Below are 15886 nucleotides of genomic sequence, written 5' to 3' on the forward strand. Positions count from 1 at the left end.
ACCAATTCCGCCACCTGGGCACGTTTCGCTGGGTGCTGCATCGCGAAAGACCGCTATTCTAGCGTGTCTGAAACGTCTGTCAACATAATTTCATCAAAGCGCACGAAATTGTCGCGCCCCTCCGCGCCGGCGCTCACGCACCGATCGGCTCCGCCCGCTTCGCGGCGAAATTCCAGCGCAGTGCCTGCCCGGTATCGACGCGCGCCGGCAGCAGTCCGGCAGCGCGAAAGGTGTCGGCGATCTTCTGCTGCTCGCCGAAGTTCGGCCGCAGCACCTCGCGCACCAGGTAGCTGCGTCGTGCGTTGGCGCGCTCGATCGTCGCGGCGTCGAGCCCCCAGATCGGCGCGAGCGTATTCGCCGCTTCCGGCTGATGCGCACGCAACCATGTGCCGGCCTGCGACAGCCGGTCGAACAGGATCTGCACGACATCAGGGCGGGCCGCGGCAAAACTGCTCGACGCCAGGTAGTAGCGCTGGTAAGACGCGAGCCCGTCGCCGTCGGCGAGAATCCGCACGTCGGCATTCCGGTCCACCGACGCGACATAGGGATCCCACGTGATCCACGCATCGACGCTGCCGCGCTCGAATGCGGCCCGGCCGTCCGCAGGCGTGAGGTAGTGGATCGCAGCATCGGCGGGCGCGAGCTTCGCGCGCGCGAGCGCGGCGAGCAGCAGATAGTGGCTGCCGGCCGCCTTCGTCACGGCGATGCGCTGGCCCTTGAGGTCGGCGAGCGTGCGCAGCGCGCCGTCCCGCTTGACGACGATCGCCTGTGCCTTCGGCGACGGCGCTTCCTGCGCGACATACACGAAGCGCGCGTGCGCGGCCTGTGCGAAGACCGGCACCGTGTCGGCCACGTCCGCGCTGAAATCGACGGCGCCGACGTTGAGCGCCTCGGTCAGCGGCAGCCCGCTCGCGAATTCATGCCACGACACGCGCATGCCGAGCGGCGCGAGCGCCTGTTCGAGCGTGCCGCGCGTCTTGAGCAGCGTGATCAGCGTCGACGATTTCTGGTATCCGATGCGCAGCGCGGTGGGCGCATCGTCGGCGCGGGCGCGGACACCCGCGGCAGTCAGGCCGGCGGCCAGCATCGCGCGCGCGAATGCGCGGCGGTTCATCGACGTCATGAAGCGTGCTCCTTGTCGGGTTCGTTGCATTGAAGCGAGCCGGCTAACGTACCAACGCCGAGCACGGACGAGAACCGATAAATTCTGCTATCGATTCGACCGATGGGCATAAGCGGCGGGCACGTCGGTTGCTCGCAGGAACGGCCACACCTTTGTCAAGGAGAGTGACCATGCCCGAACAGAGAGCGATCCAGCGAGCACGCGCCGACAAACGCGCCGGCAAGTCGCTGAGCACGCAAGCCGGCGAGTTCGTCAAGGAGGAGATCGACCGCGTACGCAGCGGCAAGCACGGGGTGCGTTCGGCGAAGCAGGCCGTGGCCATCGGCTTGTCGGAAGCACGGCGCGCGGGCGTCGATCTGAAGCCGCCCGCGAAGGGCAAGACGAGTGAAGCGACGCGCAAGAAGGCGGCACGGGACACCGCCGCCGGTCACGGCAAGAAAAAAACCGGCGCCAGCACCGAATCGAAAGCGAAACGCTCGCGCACGACGACCGCCGTGTTGAAGCGCGAGAGCAAGGAGGGCGCGTCGTCAGCCGCAATGTCGAAGCAGGCGAAGAGTGCTGCCGCGCGTCGTCCGGCCGCGAGCCGTTCCGCCGCCGCGAAGAAGGCCGCGCAGACCAAAGGGGCGGCAGGCCGCTCGGCAGCCGCAAAGAAGGCAGCCCAGACACGCGCGGCACGTGCGCATCACCGTTAAAGCACGGGCAGGCGCGGCGGTGGTCCGTCGAATTCAACGTCGACGGACCGCCGACCGTCCACGCTGCGCATAGCCCTGTGTGTTCGCGCGGCATGGCATGTCGCGCGAGCCCCCGTCGTCGCAGCGGCTCGGCGCCTACGACACGGCCGCCGCTTGCGCGCTATTGAGACGGAGACAGGCGTCTGAAGCGTTTCCACAATTTTTTCATCTGGACGTAATCGGCGGCCGCGCGCGAAGCCCAGAACCCGCGTACGAAAGCGGCCCCCGCTACGGTGTCGGCGGCGTCATGCGGCAGCGAATCGAGCAGACGAGGGGCGACGACGGCATCGTTGCGCCAGCCCAGATCGTCCTGGAGCTCGCTCAACGTCGCCACATAGTGCTTCACCGCCGACTTCGGAAACAGCGACGCAAAGAATTCGGTCGCATACCGAAGTTTTTTCGCCGCGATACGCGCACGATGGCGGCGACGATCGTCGAGATCGGCCAGCCCTCGGCCGCGCTTCAGCAATTTTTTGTGTCGGCGGCGCAGGATGTCGGATGCCAGCCGCTTCACGGGTTTCTGCACGGCCTCGGACGCCTGCCTCGACATGTCGTCATGCCAGCGTGCGCCGTCGAGCCACAAAGTCAGTTCCAGGATCAGTCGCGTGTAGCGGACGGACTGCACGGCCGCGGCTGCACGGGCGCGCTTTTCCGTCGCCACGCGCTTGCACGCGCGCTCCACCGCCCGGCGTTCCTGCTCTTTCTCGGTCTGCGCGAGTGCCTGGCTGAGCGTCGAGCGGGCGAGGACCTCCCAGTCGCGCGCCTCGCCGAGCTCCGACGCGATCCAGCGAAGTTCGTCCTGAAGCCCCGGATAGGCGGGGATGATCTTGTCGAACAGATCGAGCGCCGAACGCAGGCGCCGCAAGCCGACGCGCATCTGGTGCACGCTCGACGGGTCGTGACCGGACACGACACCGCGCTCGTTCGCGTGAACCTGCTCGAGGCAGTTGTGCGCGATCGTGCGGAAGGCGTCTTCGATGCTGTCCCGCTTGCGAAGCGTCACGGGCTTCGCCTTCACCGGCGGCTGATGGTGTTGCAGCAGCATTTCATAGCCGCGATCGGCCTTGCTCATCGGGTCGAAGCGCAGCGGCACCGTTGCGAGCAGTTCGAGCGCAATTTGATAAAGACGCTCGGCGCGGCCTTGCTTCAGTTCCATTTCGACGGCGACGACGGATGCCGAATCCGTTTCGGTTTCGATCGTGCCTTCGTCGATCGCAAACTCGATTTCCTCGCCCGGTTGCGCGCGCAACGGTAGCAGCGTGCGGCGAATCTTCGTGACGAAGCGCGGCCCGAGGTCCGTCGCGGTGCGTTCGTCGCGAATCAGCTTGCCGAGGTCGCTGTCGGCGCGGATCGAGTCGTTGAACAAGCTCAGATCCGGCGCAGCGCCTTCTACCGGCATTTCGAATTCGTCGCGTTCGTATAGGCCCGCCGATGTCGCGCCGTCGATCTTGATGGTCTGGACGGTTTTGTCGCCTTGCGTTCGCACGCGCAGCGATGCATTGCACCGACGAAACGCGAATTCCGATGTGTCGTAGTAGGTGCTGATCAGCGGCGTCACCGTCAAATCGGTGTGCTTGCTGTCCGCGAACAGAGGCGATTCGCGGATGCGGTCGACGTGCTCACGGTCGACCAGCAGCTTCAGTTCCCTTTCCATTACGCTCCCTCGCGTGTCGTCGTTCCGACGCATTCGCTTCATGGATAGCGGCCATGCGGTATCAGGCCGATCCGATCGACACACGCGAGCATTTTTCGCACCGTCGAGCGGCCGCGCGCGGCTTTGACTATGACGATGCGCGCGCCCAAGGCCTCGTGTCCGGTTGCGTCGCGTCGCAGCGCGCCGCGGCACGGGCGGATACATTTGCGCCCGGGCGAGAAAAACGTACAAATCGAAGCTGCCGTAATCGGCGCGCGGGCATACGCAACAGGCGCGACGTCAGCGCGCCGCGCGGCAGCCAGGTATGGGACTTGCTGCGCACGGGCGTCCGGAACGACCCGTAGTCGCCATGGAACGACGAGATCCGAAAACCCACGGCCGTGCCGCATTCCGCGGGAGCGGACGGATCGCTAAGGTCGGCGTCGTACGGCTCGGCAGGGAAGTCGCGCGCTACGTGCCCGGTATCGCGTGGATCGGCACGTACCGGATCGCATGGCTGCCGGGCGACGCAATCGCGGGCGCGACCCTCAGCGCCGTGCTGGTGCCGGCCGGCATGGCCTACGCGATCGCGTCCGGCCTTTCCGCCGCGTCGGGGCTCTATGCGTCGATTGCCGCGCTGGTCGCCTACGCGGTGTTCGGGCCGAGCCGCGTCCTCGTGCTCGGGCCCGATTCCGCGCTGATTGCGCTGATCGCGGCGAGCGTCGTGCCGCTTGCGGACGGCAATGCCGCGCATGCGGCTGCGCTCGCAGGCGCGCTCGCGTTGCTCTCCGGCGCGCTCTGTCTGGCCGTCGGCCTGTTCCGGCTCGGCTTTATCACCGATCTGCTCTCCATGCCGATCCGCTACGGCTATCTGAACGGCATCGTCGTCACGATCATCGTCAGCCAGCTGCCGAAGCTGCTCGGTCTGACGGTGCACGAAGCGGCGATCCCGCAGCAACTGCGCGAGCTGGCAACGGCCGTTGCTGCCGGCAAAACGAACCTCGCGGCCTTGTCGATCGGTGTGCTTTCGCTTGCCGTGATCCTCGCGTTCAAACGCCGGATGCCGAGAATGCCGGGGGTGCTGGTCGCCGTGGTCGTCGCGACCGTCGCTGCCGCCTATTTCGATCTGGCGGCGCGCGCCGGTATCGGCGTGGTAGGCACCTTGCCGCGCGGGCTGCCGATGCCCGAATTTCCGGCGCTTGCGTGGAACGAATGGCTTGCACTACCGGCGAGTGCCGCCGCCATCGCGTTGGTGTCCTTGACGGACCTCAGCATGCTGTCGCAGATATACGGGTTGCGCAACGGGGAGCGCGTCAACCGCAATCGCGAATTCGTGGCGCTCGGCATCGCCAATATTGCGGCCGGTCTGTTCCAGGGCTTTGCGGTCGCGGCCAGCGGATCGCGCACGCCGGTCGCCGAGGGCGCAGGCGCGAAGAGTCAGGCGTGCGGCCTGATCGCCGCGCTCATCGTGGCAGCGTTGCTGCTTTTCGTCCCGCAGGCATTGCGCGATACGCCGCAAGCAACCCTTGGCGCCGTAGTCGTCGCCGCGTCGCTGTCGTTGATCGAAATCACCGGCCTGCGGCGGCTCTATCGGCTGCGTCGTCCGGAATTCGTGCAGTCGCTCGCGTGCTTTGCCGGCGTCGTGGTGTGGGGTGTCGTGGCCGGCGTGGGCATCGCACTCGGGCTCGCCGTGCTGGCCTTCCTGTGGCGCGCGTGGCGCCCTTATTCAGCGGTGCTCGGCCGGCGCGACGGTGTGAAGGGCTATCACGACATCGCGCGCCATCCGGACGCGCGGCGCATCCCCGGACTGGTTCTGCTGCGCTGGGATGCGCCGTTGTTCTTCGCGAATGCGGAAATCTTTCACGAACGCGTGTTGACGGCGGCGCGCGAGGCGCCCACGCACACGCGGTGGGTTGCGATCGCGGCCGAGCCGGTGACGGATATCGACGTCACTGCAGCCGACATGCTGGCAAGGCTCGACGGCGAACTCCACGATGCGGACGTGCAGCTCTGCTTCGCCGAGCTCAAGGGTCCGGTCAAGGACAGCCTGAAACGGTATGGGTTATACGAGCGAATCGGCGAGGACCACTTCATGCCGACGCTCGGTGAAACCGTGTCGGCGTATCTGAAATCGCATTCGGTCGAGTGGCGCGACTGGGAAGGTGAAAGGTGAGGTATCGCGCTGGACGGCGGCGGCGCGTTGCGGGCGGCATCATGCGTCGCGTCGATAGTGAACGACTGCACCGGCGTTCGGTGCGACGGGGTTGCTGCGCGCGGGCTCGCCGCCGTCCGCGTGTCGCTGCGCGAGCAGCACGCAGCGATCGACGAGTTCGCTGAACGACAGCGTCGCCGATACGCCCATCTTCCGCCAAAGCACCGGGCACTCGGTATCGCGTCCACACAAGCCGACGACGATGCTGGCCGTCGTCGCGCGCTGGCTCAGCCGGCGTATCAGATCGCGCAGGTACGGCGGCGCATCGACGGCGTCGAGCGAGATCACGGCGATCACGGCCGCGCCGGACAGGCGCGGGTCGCGAAAGCCGCTCCTTGGAAAGCGGTCGCAACCGGCGCTTTCGGCATGCAGCCCGCGCTGGCGCAGCAGACGTACGGCGATGGTGGCGACGACATCGTCCAGCTTGCCGCTGCCCGAAATGCAAAGCACCGACGGCACGCGATCGGGCGTGCCTTCGTCGGCCGACAACGGCGATGCGGACGGCGGCGTCGGCGTGGAATCGCTGTCGGGCTCGAGGCTATGTACGAGGTCCAGCACCGTTTCGCGGATGCGCCGCAATTGCTTCGGCGAGACGACGCCGCGCAGCAGGTCGATTCGTGCCTGACGAAGACCCTCGAGCGCAACGGCGTCGTAGTACGCGCAAAGCGAGCGTTTCTTCAGCAGCGTGTCGGCCTGCGCCAATGCCCGTTCTCGATCGCCGGTCAGCAGACGTTGATAGAAGCGCTCGCCCGGCGTCAACGCCGGTCTGTCGCCGAACAGCACGTCGAGGAATTCGAGTCCGCTGACATAGCGCCCCAGAATCACGAGGCAGAGCGTAAGCGGTGTGGAGAGCACGAGACCGACCGCGCCCCACAGCCAGCTCCAGAAAATCGCCGCGACGATCACCGCGATCGGCGAAAGGCCGGTGCTGTGACCGTAGACGAGCGGTTCGAGAAACTGGCCGGCGGCCACTTCGGTCACGGAGAAGAGCACCAGTATCGTCACGATCATCGACCAGCCGGGGCTCATGGCGGCAGCGAGAATCGTGGCCGGCAGCGCGGCGATCCACACGCCGACGTACGGCACGAACCGCATCAACCCCGCAATCACGCCGAACAGCAGCGCGCCCGGCAGGCCGATCACGGCGAGCCCGAGGCTCAACACCGCGCCGACACACACGTTGACGCACAGCTGCGCGAGAAAGTAGCGGCTCAGGCGACGCGCGGCATCGCTCATTGCCGTCGTGGTGCGGTGCATGTCGTGCGAGCCGGCAAGTCGAATCAGGCGTTCGCGCAGGTCGGCGCGCTGCAGCAGGATGAAGATCGCGGTCACGATCACGATGCCGATCGTCGCGAGCGGGCTGACGACCGGCGAAAGAAATCCTTGTGCGAGCTGCAGCGGCGAAGGCGACGGCTCGTGGACCTCGACGGGCAACGGCGCTTTGTCCGCCGGGCCGGCAGGCCTGGTGTCGGACGTGTGCTCCTCGCGCACGGGCGCCACGCGCTTGAGCGCGTCGATGGTCCGTGTGAGGACCGCATCCGCGTGGACCACGACCGTTTGCTGGATATTGTCGACTCGGCGTTCGATCGCGACTTGATAGCGCGGCAAGTCGGACGCCAGTTCCGCCAATTGCGCGCCGATCAGAAAACCGAATGCCGTCAGCACCGACAAGGCCAGCCAGACCGCGACCAGCACCGAGACGAGCTCGCCGAGACGCAGCCGCCGCAACAGGTCCACGAGCGGTGCCAGCAGGAGGCTCAGCAGCACGGCGAGCGTGATCGGGATCAGCACCGTCCGCCCGAAATACATCGCGCAGACCATGACGACGCCCGTCGCCAGCGAGGTCAACGTCTTCAAACCCGGCACGGCGGCCGGCGCTATCTTGTGGCCGCGGGGGCCGGCGTCGCTGCGCGCCGGCCTGAAGGGGGCCCTTCGGCCGTTCCTGCGTTGCTGTTCCAGTTTCCTCATGACACGGTGGCCGGCAACGATCCGGCGATGTCGCGCAGGCAGTCCGACTCGATCGACGACGATTGGGGGCCGGTGCTCGCGGCGACGCGTAATGCGAGGATGACGGGCGGCACGGTCCGGCCGCCGAGCGATCGCCACGCCGGCTACTGCCACGGATCGGCAGCCGGCAGCGCGCGCATCGTCATCCCGACGATGCAACGATCGTGCCTGGCGACGAACTTATGTCGTTCCGGATTCCATCCGCGCGACGGCGCGACGCGGATCGCGGTCCGCGGAATCAATGCGTCGCCTTGGGCAACGGCAGCGTCGGGCCGGACGGATGGGCTGCGTCCGACACCGGCGTGCCGGGCGGCAGGCGCAGGCCTTTCGATTTCTTGCGCTGACCGGGCGGCGGCGCGCTCGGCTGCTGCGACTGCATTGCCGCGATCAGCTGCTGGCATGGCAGCGGTTTGTGGTTGCTCGGTGCAATCAACGGAATCAGCGCGGCGAACGGATTGATCAGACCGAGGCCGACCATCGCGCCGCCGCGCACGGCGAGGGCCGTCGCGTTCACGCCGACGTGCGGATTCTTGAAGGTGCCTTTGACATAGAGCGGCGAGCGCAGCGAAAAAATGCGGAAGCCTTTCGTGTGCGGATGGATGCCGAGATTCATCGTCTCGTTCTTCATGTCGACCTTGCCGTCGACGTTGATGACGGCGTCGTCGGTATCGAGCGCGAACGCATGCGAATCGAGCACGCCGTCCGTGACGACGAAATCGGCGGCCGCACAGTTGATATGCACATTGCGATTGCCATACATCTTTTCGTAGACGACGTTCGCGACGTTGAGCCCTGCGGCTTCCATCAGCAGACGGCTGAGCGTGCCGTCGGTGACGAGCAGCTTCACCTCGCCGTTGGAGCTTGCGGCGAGCGCGGCCGGCGTGTTGCCGGTCGCCGACAACTGCGCGTCGCCATTGACTTCACCGAGTGCGCTCTGCATCGTCTTCACGGTCGGCAGCAACTGCTTCAGCTTGAGACCGCGCACGCGCGTCGAGGCGCGCGCCTTGAGCGGCCGTTCGCGGCCGTCGAGATGGAGGTCCGAGGCGATCGAGCCGCCCGCGACGCCGAACTTCAGCGGCTGCAGCGACAGCACGCCGTCGGTCATCACGATGTGCGTGTACAGATCGGTGATGGGCAGCGCGGGGTCCTTGACGATGCGCCGGCCCGTGAATTTCACGTCGGCATCGATCGCGCTCCAGCGCTCCGTCCGGAAGCCTTCGACCGGCAGCGCCTTGTTCGCCGGCTGGCGCGCCGTGTCGCCGCGCTTTGCCTTGCTCGCGTTGCTGTCGGCGCCCACCACCGGCGCCAGATCCTTGAACTGCAGCAGGTTCGAGACCACGTCGCCCTTGAGCAGCGGCCGCGGCTTACGCTGCGTATAGACGAGCGTGCCGCTCAGATCGCTGCCGCCCACGCGGCTTGAAAATTTTTCATAACGGAACACGCTGTTGCCCGGTTGGATGTTGCCGATCAGGTGGCCCTCGGTGGCGTAGGGAGGGGTCTTGGGAAGCGTGATGCCCGTCAATTGATAGAGGCGATCGAGACTCGAGCCTTGCAGCCACAGGCGCAAATCGACGGCAGCGAGGTGCGCGGGGTCGGTGACGGTGCCGACCAACGCCACGTGCAAGTCGCCCGCCTTGACATCGGCTTGTACCGGCACCGGCCGCGACGCGTCCTGCAGCGCGAGCACGCCGCCGAGCTTGCCGCTGCCCGACAGCGGCGAATGGTGGTAGCTGCCGGTCGCCGTCCAGCCGATGCCGTATTGCGGTTCGTTCGTTTGCGGCGAGGCGGGGGCCGCTCCGCTTGCCACCGGCTTGCCGCCCGAAGCCACGCTTGCAGGTGCGGCGGGCGCTGCCGATGCGCCCGATGTAGCGGATGTGGCCGAAGCCGCCGTCCGCGCCTGCTTGCTCAACTGTTGCGCGCCGCGCTTGCCGACTGTCTCGGCCGACGCGCTGCGGGATTTGTTTTCCTGCTGCTTGAGGACTTCGCCGATCGGAATCGCCTGCCCGAGCGTGTTGACCGTCACTTGCATCACCAGGCCTTGTTGCTGGTCGGACAGTGCTATGTTGCCCTTGTCGAGCCGGATGTCGTGCAGGTCGAGCTTCCACGCCAGCGGATGCGCGGACGACTTGAACTTGAAGGTCCAGTTGTTTCGACCGTCGGCGAGCCGCTCGAGATCGACGGAGGGGCCGACGAGATTGATGGTAGGAATCACGATGTCGTGCGTGAGCAGCGGCAGCATCTTCACCTGGAAGTCGATTTGCTCGAGCGTGGCGAAGTATCGCTGCTTTGCCCAGTCCGGGTTCGCGATCGTGATGTTGCGCGCGGCAAAAGTCGGCCACAGCACCCACGCGCGCCAGCCGGTTTCGCCGGCGGCGCGATGCCAGCGTACGGTCAGGTCGCCGTTGATCGTGAACGGGCGCCCGATCGCGGCGCTGACCTTGTCGTCGATCAGCGGCCGCGCGCGATTCCAGTCGAACGTGAAAATGAACAGCGCGATCGCCGCGAGCAGAATGATCAGCACCGCGACGAGCCACGCAACGACTTTGCCGATCACGCTGGCGATCGTCCTGCCGGACGCATTCGATAGGGCCATGGCGGAAGTCTTCGGAGTTCACGGTCCGGCCCCGCGCGGGCCGGGTCGGCAGCAAGACAGCAATCGCCGTACCGCGAACCGGCCGCTCCGTCTCGACGGGCAGGCTCGGAACTTGCTCGCTCGACGCTTGCTTTACCGCCGACGGCGAGCGGAATGGCGCGCTGCCTGGAGGCAGGGGCCGCACTCGGGCCGCGACATCCCGTGGACGGTCGTGTCCGCGGCGCTATCTAGCTCAGTCGCTGGGCGAAGCGAGTGACAGATTTCCCTACCGAATAGAGGAGCAGATCGATGACGAAGTCAGCTGCAACCCACGAGGCCGCACCCGAATCGGGCGGTTCGTTCGTGCTGGATCTGAAAAAAATTCGCGAAGATGCGCGCAAGCACATGGCGGACGGCCCGGTCACGCAAACGTACGGCGCGGATCGCACCACGGTGCTGAAGCTGCTCAATGACGCGCTCGCGACCGAGATCGTCTGCACCCTGCGCTACAAGCGGCATTACTTCATGGCGAGAGGCATCAATTCGGAGGCCGTCGCGCAGGAATTCGCGCAGCACGCGACCGAAGAGCAGGAGCATGCCGACCGCATCGCGGAGCGCATCGTGCAGCTCGGCGGCGAGCCCGACTTTGCGCCGGACGGCCTGAAAACGCGCGCGCATTCGGAGTACAAGGAGGGCACCGACCTGACCAGCATGATTGCCGAGAACCTGGTGGCCGAGCGGATCGCGATCGATACGTATCGGGAGATCATCCGATACCTCGGCGAGAAGGATGTGACCACGCGCCGGCTGTTCGAGGAAATTCTCGCGGTCGAGGAGGAGCATGCCGACGATATGGCCGATCTGCTCCAGGGACGCGGGCAGTCTGCGGGAGGTGCTTGAGGCCCGGTGCGGGCGCAGCGTGAAATGAAAAAAGGTCGGCGCGAAGCCGGCCTGTTTCATCAAGCCGACGGTGCCGGTGGAAGGACGCCGCGGCTTCCCATGGTGCGTTGCCGCCGTCTGAGCCGGCTCGGCTCGGCAGGCGGCAGATTGCACATGCCTACGACTCGTGCCGAATGCGCTCGAGACCTTGCCGGTACGTGGTCACCTCGAAGCGCGGGAATCGGCGCTTGAACTTCGTGGAGTCAAAGAGGTTGTCCTGCTCGTAGCGCGGCAGCAGCTCCTCGATTTCACGTACTTGCGGCGAGAAGAGACCCGCGATCCGGAAGGCCCATTTCCCGACGATCGCATAAGCGGCCTTTTGTCCGAATGCGCGGCTTGCCATCTCGACGAACTCCCGATATGTCGGGCGATCGTCGCAGCACGGCAGATGCCAGGTCTGTCCGAACGCGTCCGGCGTGTTGCCGAGCGTCGCGAGCGCGCGACTCGCGTCGGGCGTCCAGATCAGCGTGCGGCGCGTGTCGTCGCGCAACGGCACTTTCGGTTTCTTGCCGGCTTTCAGCTTGTCGATGATCAGTGCATTCGTGAAGCTCTGGGTCTTGCCGGGACCGTAGAACTCGGGTGCACGGCCGATCAGGACGGGAATGTCGCCGCGCGCCATCTCATCGAGGACCATCGACGCCATCGCCGCGCGCACTTTGCCCTTGCGGCCGACCGGCGCGAACTGTGTCGATTCCGTTTGCGGCCGGTCGTCCTGCGGGTACATGTAGGTGTTGTCGAAGTAGGCGAACTTGGCGCCTTCCGCTCGGCACGCATCGAGTGCGTTCTTCAACATGACCGGAAACTGCGTTTCCCACAGCACGGTGTCGGGCGGCAGGCCCGCCGTGAAGTAGACGATGTCGCTGCCTTTCACCGCCTGCGCGGTCTGGCGCGCATCGAGCAGATTGGCCGACACCAGCGTATCGGTGTCATTGACCTTGCGCGGATTGCGGCTGACGAGACGTATATCTGCCGTGTCGATACGCCGCAGTTCCCGGGCCAGTTCCGTGGCGATCTGACCGTTGGCCCCTAATATCGTTTGCATACCCTTTGCCTTTGCGACTTTGCGCCAAATGACGACAGGCAAGAGGCTAACCTTGAAGGCAACTTCAAGGTCAAGCGGTGAGTCGTTGTCGCGCGTGAGTTCGGCAGCGTACGCGGCGGAGGCCCGACGCGACGCAGAGCGATGCGCGGTGTTCGGCATATCGATGACGGCCTCGGCGACACGTAATCGCGTCGATGGACGGCATGCCGGTCGAATCGCTCTGATTGCGCAATCAATCGCCGGCAATCCTTATTGAGTGACTTGAGGCCTGCTGTACGAAGCGGCAGCGCACGGCGCGCTGAGGCGAGTCGGGACGCCAATGCCCGGTCGGCACAGCGCCGGGGCAGTAGAGGGATGAAGCCGGATCGGCAGCGCAACGTCGTATCGGCCGTTGCCGATCCGCGAAACCGATGCAGCCGAGCGGTGTGGCGTCTGCACGCATGCGGCGCCACCGCGGACGAAAACCGCTTCGCGCCCTGGAGCGCACGCCCGGCCAGGTCGCGGGTGCCGTGGGCCGAGCCCCGGCACCCGTGGCGCTTATCCTCGCACGAACGCGAGCAGATCGGCGTTGATAGTCTCCGCGTTGGACGTCGGCATGCCGTGCGGGAAGCCCTTGTAGATCTTCAACGTGCTGTTTCTGGCGAGCTTCGCCGACAGCACGCCGGAATCGGCATAGGGGACGATCTGATCGTCATCGCCATGCATCACGAGCACGGGAATCGTGGTGCTCTTCAGGTCCTCGGTAAAGTCGGTCTGGGAGAAGGCGACGATGCCGTCGTAATGCGCCTTGGCACTGCCCATCATGCCCTGGCGCCACCAGTTCCAGATCACACCCTGCGAGGGTTGCGCGCCGGCACGGTTGTAGCCGTAGAACGGGCCCGCCGGAACGTCGTAGTAAAACTGGGCGCGGTTCGCGGCCAGTTGCGCCTGCAGGTTGTCGAACACGTCCTTCGGCAGGCCGCCGGGGTTTTGGTCGGTCTTGACCATCAGCGGCGGCACGGCACTGATCAGTACGGCCTTCGACACGCGATCTTCGCCATGTCGGGCGACGTAGTGGATGACTTCACCGCCGCCGGTGGAGTGGCCGACGTGAACGGCGCCTTGCACGCCGAGATGGTCGACTACTGCCGCCACGTCGTCGGCGTAGTGATCCATGTCGTGGCCGTCCCAAACCTGGCTGGAGCGTCCGTGGCCGCGGCGATCGTGCGCGATGACGCGGTACCCGTGCGACAGGAAAAAGAGCATCTGGGCGTCCCAGTCATCCGCACTGAGCGGCCAACCGTGATGGAAGAAGATGACCGGTGCGTCGCGCGGCCCCCAGTCCTTGTAGAAGATCTGAACGCCATCCTTCGTTGTGACATATCCCATGTCAGCACTCCTTTTCGATATTCAGATTGACAACCCGTGACGTATACGGCGATCGTTGCTGCTCGGTAATAGGCGGCTCCTTGGGTGAGGGTGATGGACGAGACGGCAACGCAACGATCGAGCAGGCATCCAGACACGTTGCCGGCGATGCGCAGGTCCGCGTCACCATTCGCTTGGACCTGGATGAGACATTGCGCTCCCTTTGTTGAGACAATTTGAAATGGGCGGTCGGCCGCGTACGACTGCTCACCTCCAGTCGGTCGCGCTTCGCCATGTCCTTACCGGGCAACTTTAGGATTAAAGTCAACGTTAATGTCAACAGTTTTTTGGCGTGTCGCGTGAGAATCGGCGAGCGTCTCGACCAGAGCCGTGCGCAGCTCGTGATCGCGATCGAGAGCATCGAGGACAAGCCGGACGGCATCGCTCGCGCAAACAATAGAAGCGCGTGGCCGACCGCCTGCGCGCAGCGGGAATTGCGCCCGATGCAGGCCCACTTCACGGCGGCACTGCCGGCTGATCTGCGTCGACGGCAAAAGCATGCCGTCCGAGCAGTGTGCTCGCTTTCACAGCGTGGACGAGGACGTCGGCTCAAATCCGTCAGGGAGTGGACCCAACGCAGGATGCCCGACGCCTCGTCGCACGGTTCCGTTCGGGATTCGCATGAATCAGGCGGCGCGACATCGGCGAATCGCCTCGATACATTCCCCGTCGTTGCGAAGTGCTTGACCTTAAAGTCATATTCAATCTTAGAGTGACCATTGCCGGCTGTTGATCGGTATGCCGCTCGAGGCCCACCTGCCGGTTCAATCACGGAGAAGGGTCAATGAATATGGACAAGCGGTTTACGCAGGTCGAGTTTGGCGCGCACAAGGTCGAGGTGCCTGCCGGAGGCTACTACGACCGTTACCGGATGAACCCGGACCTCGACGAAGTGGCGCGCGATCCTGCTGCAGGGAATATCGACTTTTTTCGCAGGATCCCGAAGCGGCTCGTCGCGTCCACGGTCGGGCCGACCTGGGCGCCGAACTTCTACTACCGCTCCAGTCACGTGCAGTTGCTGTTCCTGGCGCCTGCCGATCGATTGCGGGCAATGTTGCCGATGCCGCTCGAGCCGCTGCGCGCCTATCCCGGCCGCGGACTGGTGGCGTTGACCTTCTTCTCGTATGCCGTTTGCGATAACGACCCCTACGACGAAGTCTCGGTCGCGGTGGTCGTCCGCCGGCCGGGCGCGCGCGGCCCGCATGCACTGGAGCTGCTCGATTCCATGCGGCGCCGCAGCTTCCACGCGCATGTTCTCGCGCTGCCGGTGACGACCGAAATCGCGCGGGTGCGCGGTCTCTATGGGTATCAATTGCCGAAATGGCGCACGGAGATCGGCGTGAGCATCGGCGCCGACGTCAGGGCCAGCATCGCCGGCCCCGGCGGCAAAGCGGATCTGACGCTGCGTGCGCCGCTTCCGGTGTTGCGCGATGTTCCATCGCAGTCCCATATGGCGACGGCGACCATGGTCAACCAGATTGACGGCGAGTGGCACCAGACGCGCGTGCAAACCAACATGCTGTCGTTCGCGCAGCGCCTCTTGCCGCGCGACGTCCGGCTGGCGCGGCACGGTGGGCCGCTGAGCCAGCTGCTCGACGGACTCGGGGCGTCCACGGTGCTTCGCATGGACGTCGTCAAGGATGCGCAGGTGATCTTGAACATGCCCACCCGGCTAGACACTGTCACATTCACGACATGAAGATAGGCGATCTGGCCGAGCGCACCGGCCTGACGCCGTCGCGCATCCGCTTCTACGAACGCATCGGCCTGTTGACGGCGGTCCGGCGGCAACCAAACGGCTATCGCGTCTATTCGCCGGACGCCGTGGTAGTGCTCGGCCTCGTCGCGACCGCGCAGAAGGCCGGTTTCAGCCTGGACGAGATTCGCATGTTGCTGCCACCCGATCTTGGGCAGTGGCAGCGCGGTGCGCTGCTCGAAGCTCTCCGTCACAAGGTGCGGGACATCGACGCCATGCAGATCAAGCTGGCACGGAACAAGGCTCATCTCGTGTCCTTGATGGCCGAGATCCAGGGCAAGCCCGACGAAATCGATTGCAGCGCCAACGCGGCGCGCCTGTTGTCGCAGATGCAGTCGAGGGAACCCGACGGCGCGGCGCGAACGCACGGGACAGTCAAGGCCGGACGACGCCGACCGACCGGCAAGGGGTAGGCAATGTGCACGTGAGGGCGTTCGGGAACCGTCAACGTCAACGCTCGAGCG

Annotated in this window: 11 protein-coding genes; 5 read left to right on the forward strand and 6 right to left on the reverse strand. The window is 65.6% G+C overall.

Features of this window, described 5'->3' with window-relative positions; translation table 11 throughout:
- Positions 1-133: 133 nt before the first annotated feature.
- Positions 134-1123 (reverse strand): aliphatic sulfonate ABC transporter substrate-binding protein, encoded by a 990-nt coding sequence (locus HMPREF3115_RS11065; RefSeq protein ID WP_006400271.1) that lies wholly within the window; start codon positions 1121-1123, stop codon positions 134-136.
- Between the two features lie 170 nt (positions 1124-1293).
- Between HMPREF3115_RS11065 and HMPREF3115_RS11070 the strand changes: the two genes are divergently transcribed.
- Positions 1294-1815 carry a DUF6496 domain-containing protein gene (locus HMPREF3115_RS11070; RefSeq protein ID WP_070554401.1) on the forward strand — a complete coding sequence of 174 codons (522 nt, stop codon included), beginning with the start codon at positions 1294-1296 and terminating at the stop codon, positions 1813-1815.
- 160 nt (positions 1816-1975) lie between these two features.
- Here the strand turns inward: HMPREF3115_RS11070 and HMPREF3115_RS11075 are convergent, their stop codons facing one another.
- Positions 1976-3508: a CYTH and CHAD domain-containing protein gene (locus HMPREF3115_RS11075; RefSeq protein ID WP_070554403.1), complete on the reverse strand. Its 1533-nt coding sequence runs from the start codon at positions 3506-3508 to the stop codon at positions 1976-1978.
- Between the two features lie 406 nt (positions 3509-3914).
- Here HMPREF3115_RS11075 and HMPREF3115_RS11080 point away from each other — a divergent pair, with 406 nt between their 5' ends.
- Complete coding sequence (locus HMPREF3115_RS11080) at positions 3915-5660, forward strand: SulP family inorganic anion transporter (RefSeq protein WP_070554438.1); 1746 nt, start codon at positions 3915-3917, stop codon at positions 5658-5660.
- A gap of 39 nt (positions 5661-5699) precedes the next feature.
- Here HMPREF3115_RS11080 and HMPREF3115_RS11085 read toward each other — a convergent pair whose 3' ends face one another.
- Together HMPREF3115_RS11085 and HMPREF3115_RS11090 are read right to left on the reverse strand one after the other, a co-directional pair.
- Positions 5700-7667: an AI-2E family transporter gene (locus tag HMPREF3115_RS11085; RefSeq protein WP_371089410.1), complete on the reverse strand. Its 1968-nt coding sequence runs from the start codon at positions 7665-7667 to the stop codon at positions 5700-5702.
- A 277-nt stretch (positions 7668-7944) separates the two neighbouring features.
- The gene (locus HMPREF3115_RS11090) at positions 7945-10299 is read right to left on the reverse strand and encodes an AsmA family protein (protein WP_070554406.1); all 2355 of its coding nucleotides are present in this window, start codon (positions 10297-10299) and stop codon (positions 7945-7947) included.
- A gap of 288 nt (positions 10300-10587) precedes the next feature.
- Between HMPREF3115_RS11090 and HMPREF3115_RS11095 the strand changes: the two genes are divergently transcribed.
- On the forward strand, positions 10588-11178 hold the full coding sequence (locus tag HMPREF3115_RS11095; RefSeq protein WP_006400263.1) for a ferritin-like domain-containing protein: 591 nt from the start codon (positions 10588-10590) through the stop codon (positions 11176-11178).
- A 157-nt stretch (positions 11179-11335) separates the two neighbouring features.
- Here HMPREF3115_RS11095 and HMPREF3115_RS11100 read toward each other — a convergent pair whose 3' ends face one another.
- Positions 11336-12259: an SDR family oxidoreductase gene (locus tag HMPREF3115_RS11100; protein ID WP_070554408.1), complete on the reverse strand. Its 924-nt coding sequence runs from the start codon at positions 12257-12259 to the stop codon at positions 11336-11338.
- A gap of 537 nt (positions 12260-12796) precedes the next feature.
- A complete protein-coding gene (locus HMPREF3115_RS11105) occupies positions 12797-13627 on the reverse strand; it encodes an alpha/beta fold hydrolase (protein WP_070554410.1) in 831 nt (276 codons plus the stop codon).
- 829 nt (positions 13628-14456) lie between these two features.
- Here HMPREF3115_RS11105 and HMPREF3115_RS11110 point away from each other — a divergent pair.
- Both HMPREF3115_RS11110 and HMPREF3115_RS11115 read left to right on the forward strand, forming a co-directional pair.
- Complete coding sequence (locus HMPREF3115_RS11110) at positions 14457-15365, forward strand: acetoacetate decarboxylase family protein (protein WP_175835681.1); 909 nt, start codon at positions 14457-14459, stop codon at positions 15363-15365.
- On the forward strand, positions 15362-15835 hold the full coding sequence (locus HMPREF3115_RS11115) for a MerR family transcriptional regulator (protein ID WP_070554414.1): 474 nt from the start codon (positions 15362-15364) through the stop codon (positions 15833-15835). Before HMPREF3115_RS11110 ends, HMPREF3115_RS11115 begins: the two co-directional genes overlap by 4 nt.
- Positions 15836-15886 lie beyond the last annotated feature (51 nt).

The organism is Burkholderia sp. HMSC10F09, from assembly GCF_001806955.1.
Classification (GTDB): Bacteria; Pseudomonadota; Gammaproteobacteria; order Burkholderiales; family Burkholderiaceae; genus Burkholderia; species Burkholderia multivorans.

Excerpts from the sequence above, each read along its gene's own strand:
- HMPREF3115_RS11065 (WP_006400271.1), bottom strand. The coding sequence starts at position 1,123 with ATGACGTCGATGAACCGCCGCGCATTCGCGCGCGCGATGCTGGCCGCC.
- HMPREF3115_RS11070 (WP_070554401.1), top strand. The coding sequence starts at position 1,294 with ATGCCCGAACAGAGAGCGATCCAGCGAGCACGCGCCGACAAACGCGCC.
- HMPREF3115_RS11075 (WP_070554403.1), bottom strand. The coding sequence starts at position 3,508 with ATGGAAAGGGAACTGAAGCTGCTGGTCGACCGTGAGCACGTCGACCGC.
- HMPREF3115_RS11085 (WP_371089410.1), bottom strand. The coding sequence starts at position 7,667 with ATGAGGAAACTGGAACAGCAACGCAGGAACGGCCGAAGGGCCCCCTTC.
- HMPREF3115_RS11090 (WP_070554406.1), bottom strand. The coding sequence starts at position 10,299 with ATGGCCCTATCGAATGCGTCCGGCAGGACGATCGCCAGCGTGATCGGC.
- HMPREF3115_RS11095 (WP_006400263.1), top strand. The coding sequence starts at position 10,588 with ATGACGAAGTCAGCTGCAACCCACGAGGCCGCACCCGAATCGGGCGGT.
- HMPREF3115_RS11100 (WP_070554408.1), bottom strand. The coding sequence starts at position 12,259 with ATGCAAACGATATTAGGGGCCAACGGTCAGATCGCCACGGAACTGGCC.
- HMPREF3115_RS11105 (WP_070554410.1), bottom strand. The coding sequence starts at position 13,627 with ATGGGATATGTCACAACGAAGGATGGCGTTCAGATCTTCTACAAGGAC.
- HMPREF3115_RS11110 (WP_175835681.1), top strand. The coding sequence starts at position 14,457 with ATGGACAAGCGGTTTACGCAGGTCGAGTTTGGCGCGCACAAGGTCGAG.
- HMPREF3115_RS11115 (WP_070554414.1), top strand. The coding sequence starts at position 15,362 with ATGAAGATAGGCGATCTGGCCGAGCGCACCGGCCTGACGCCGTCGCGC.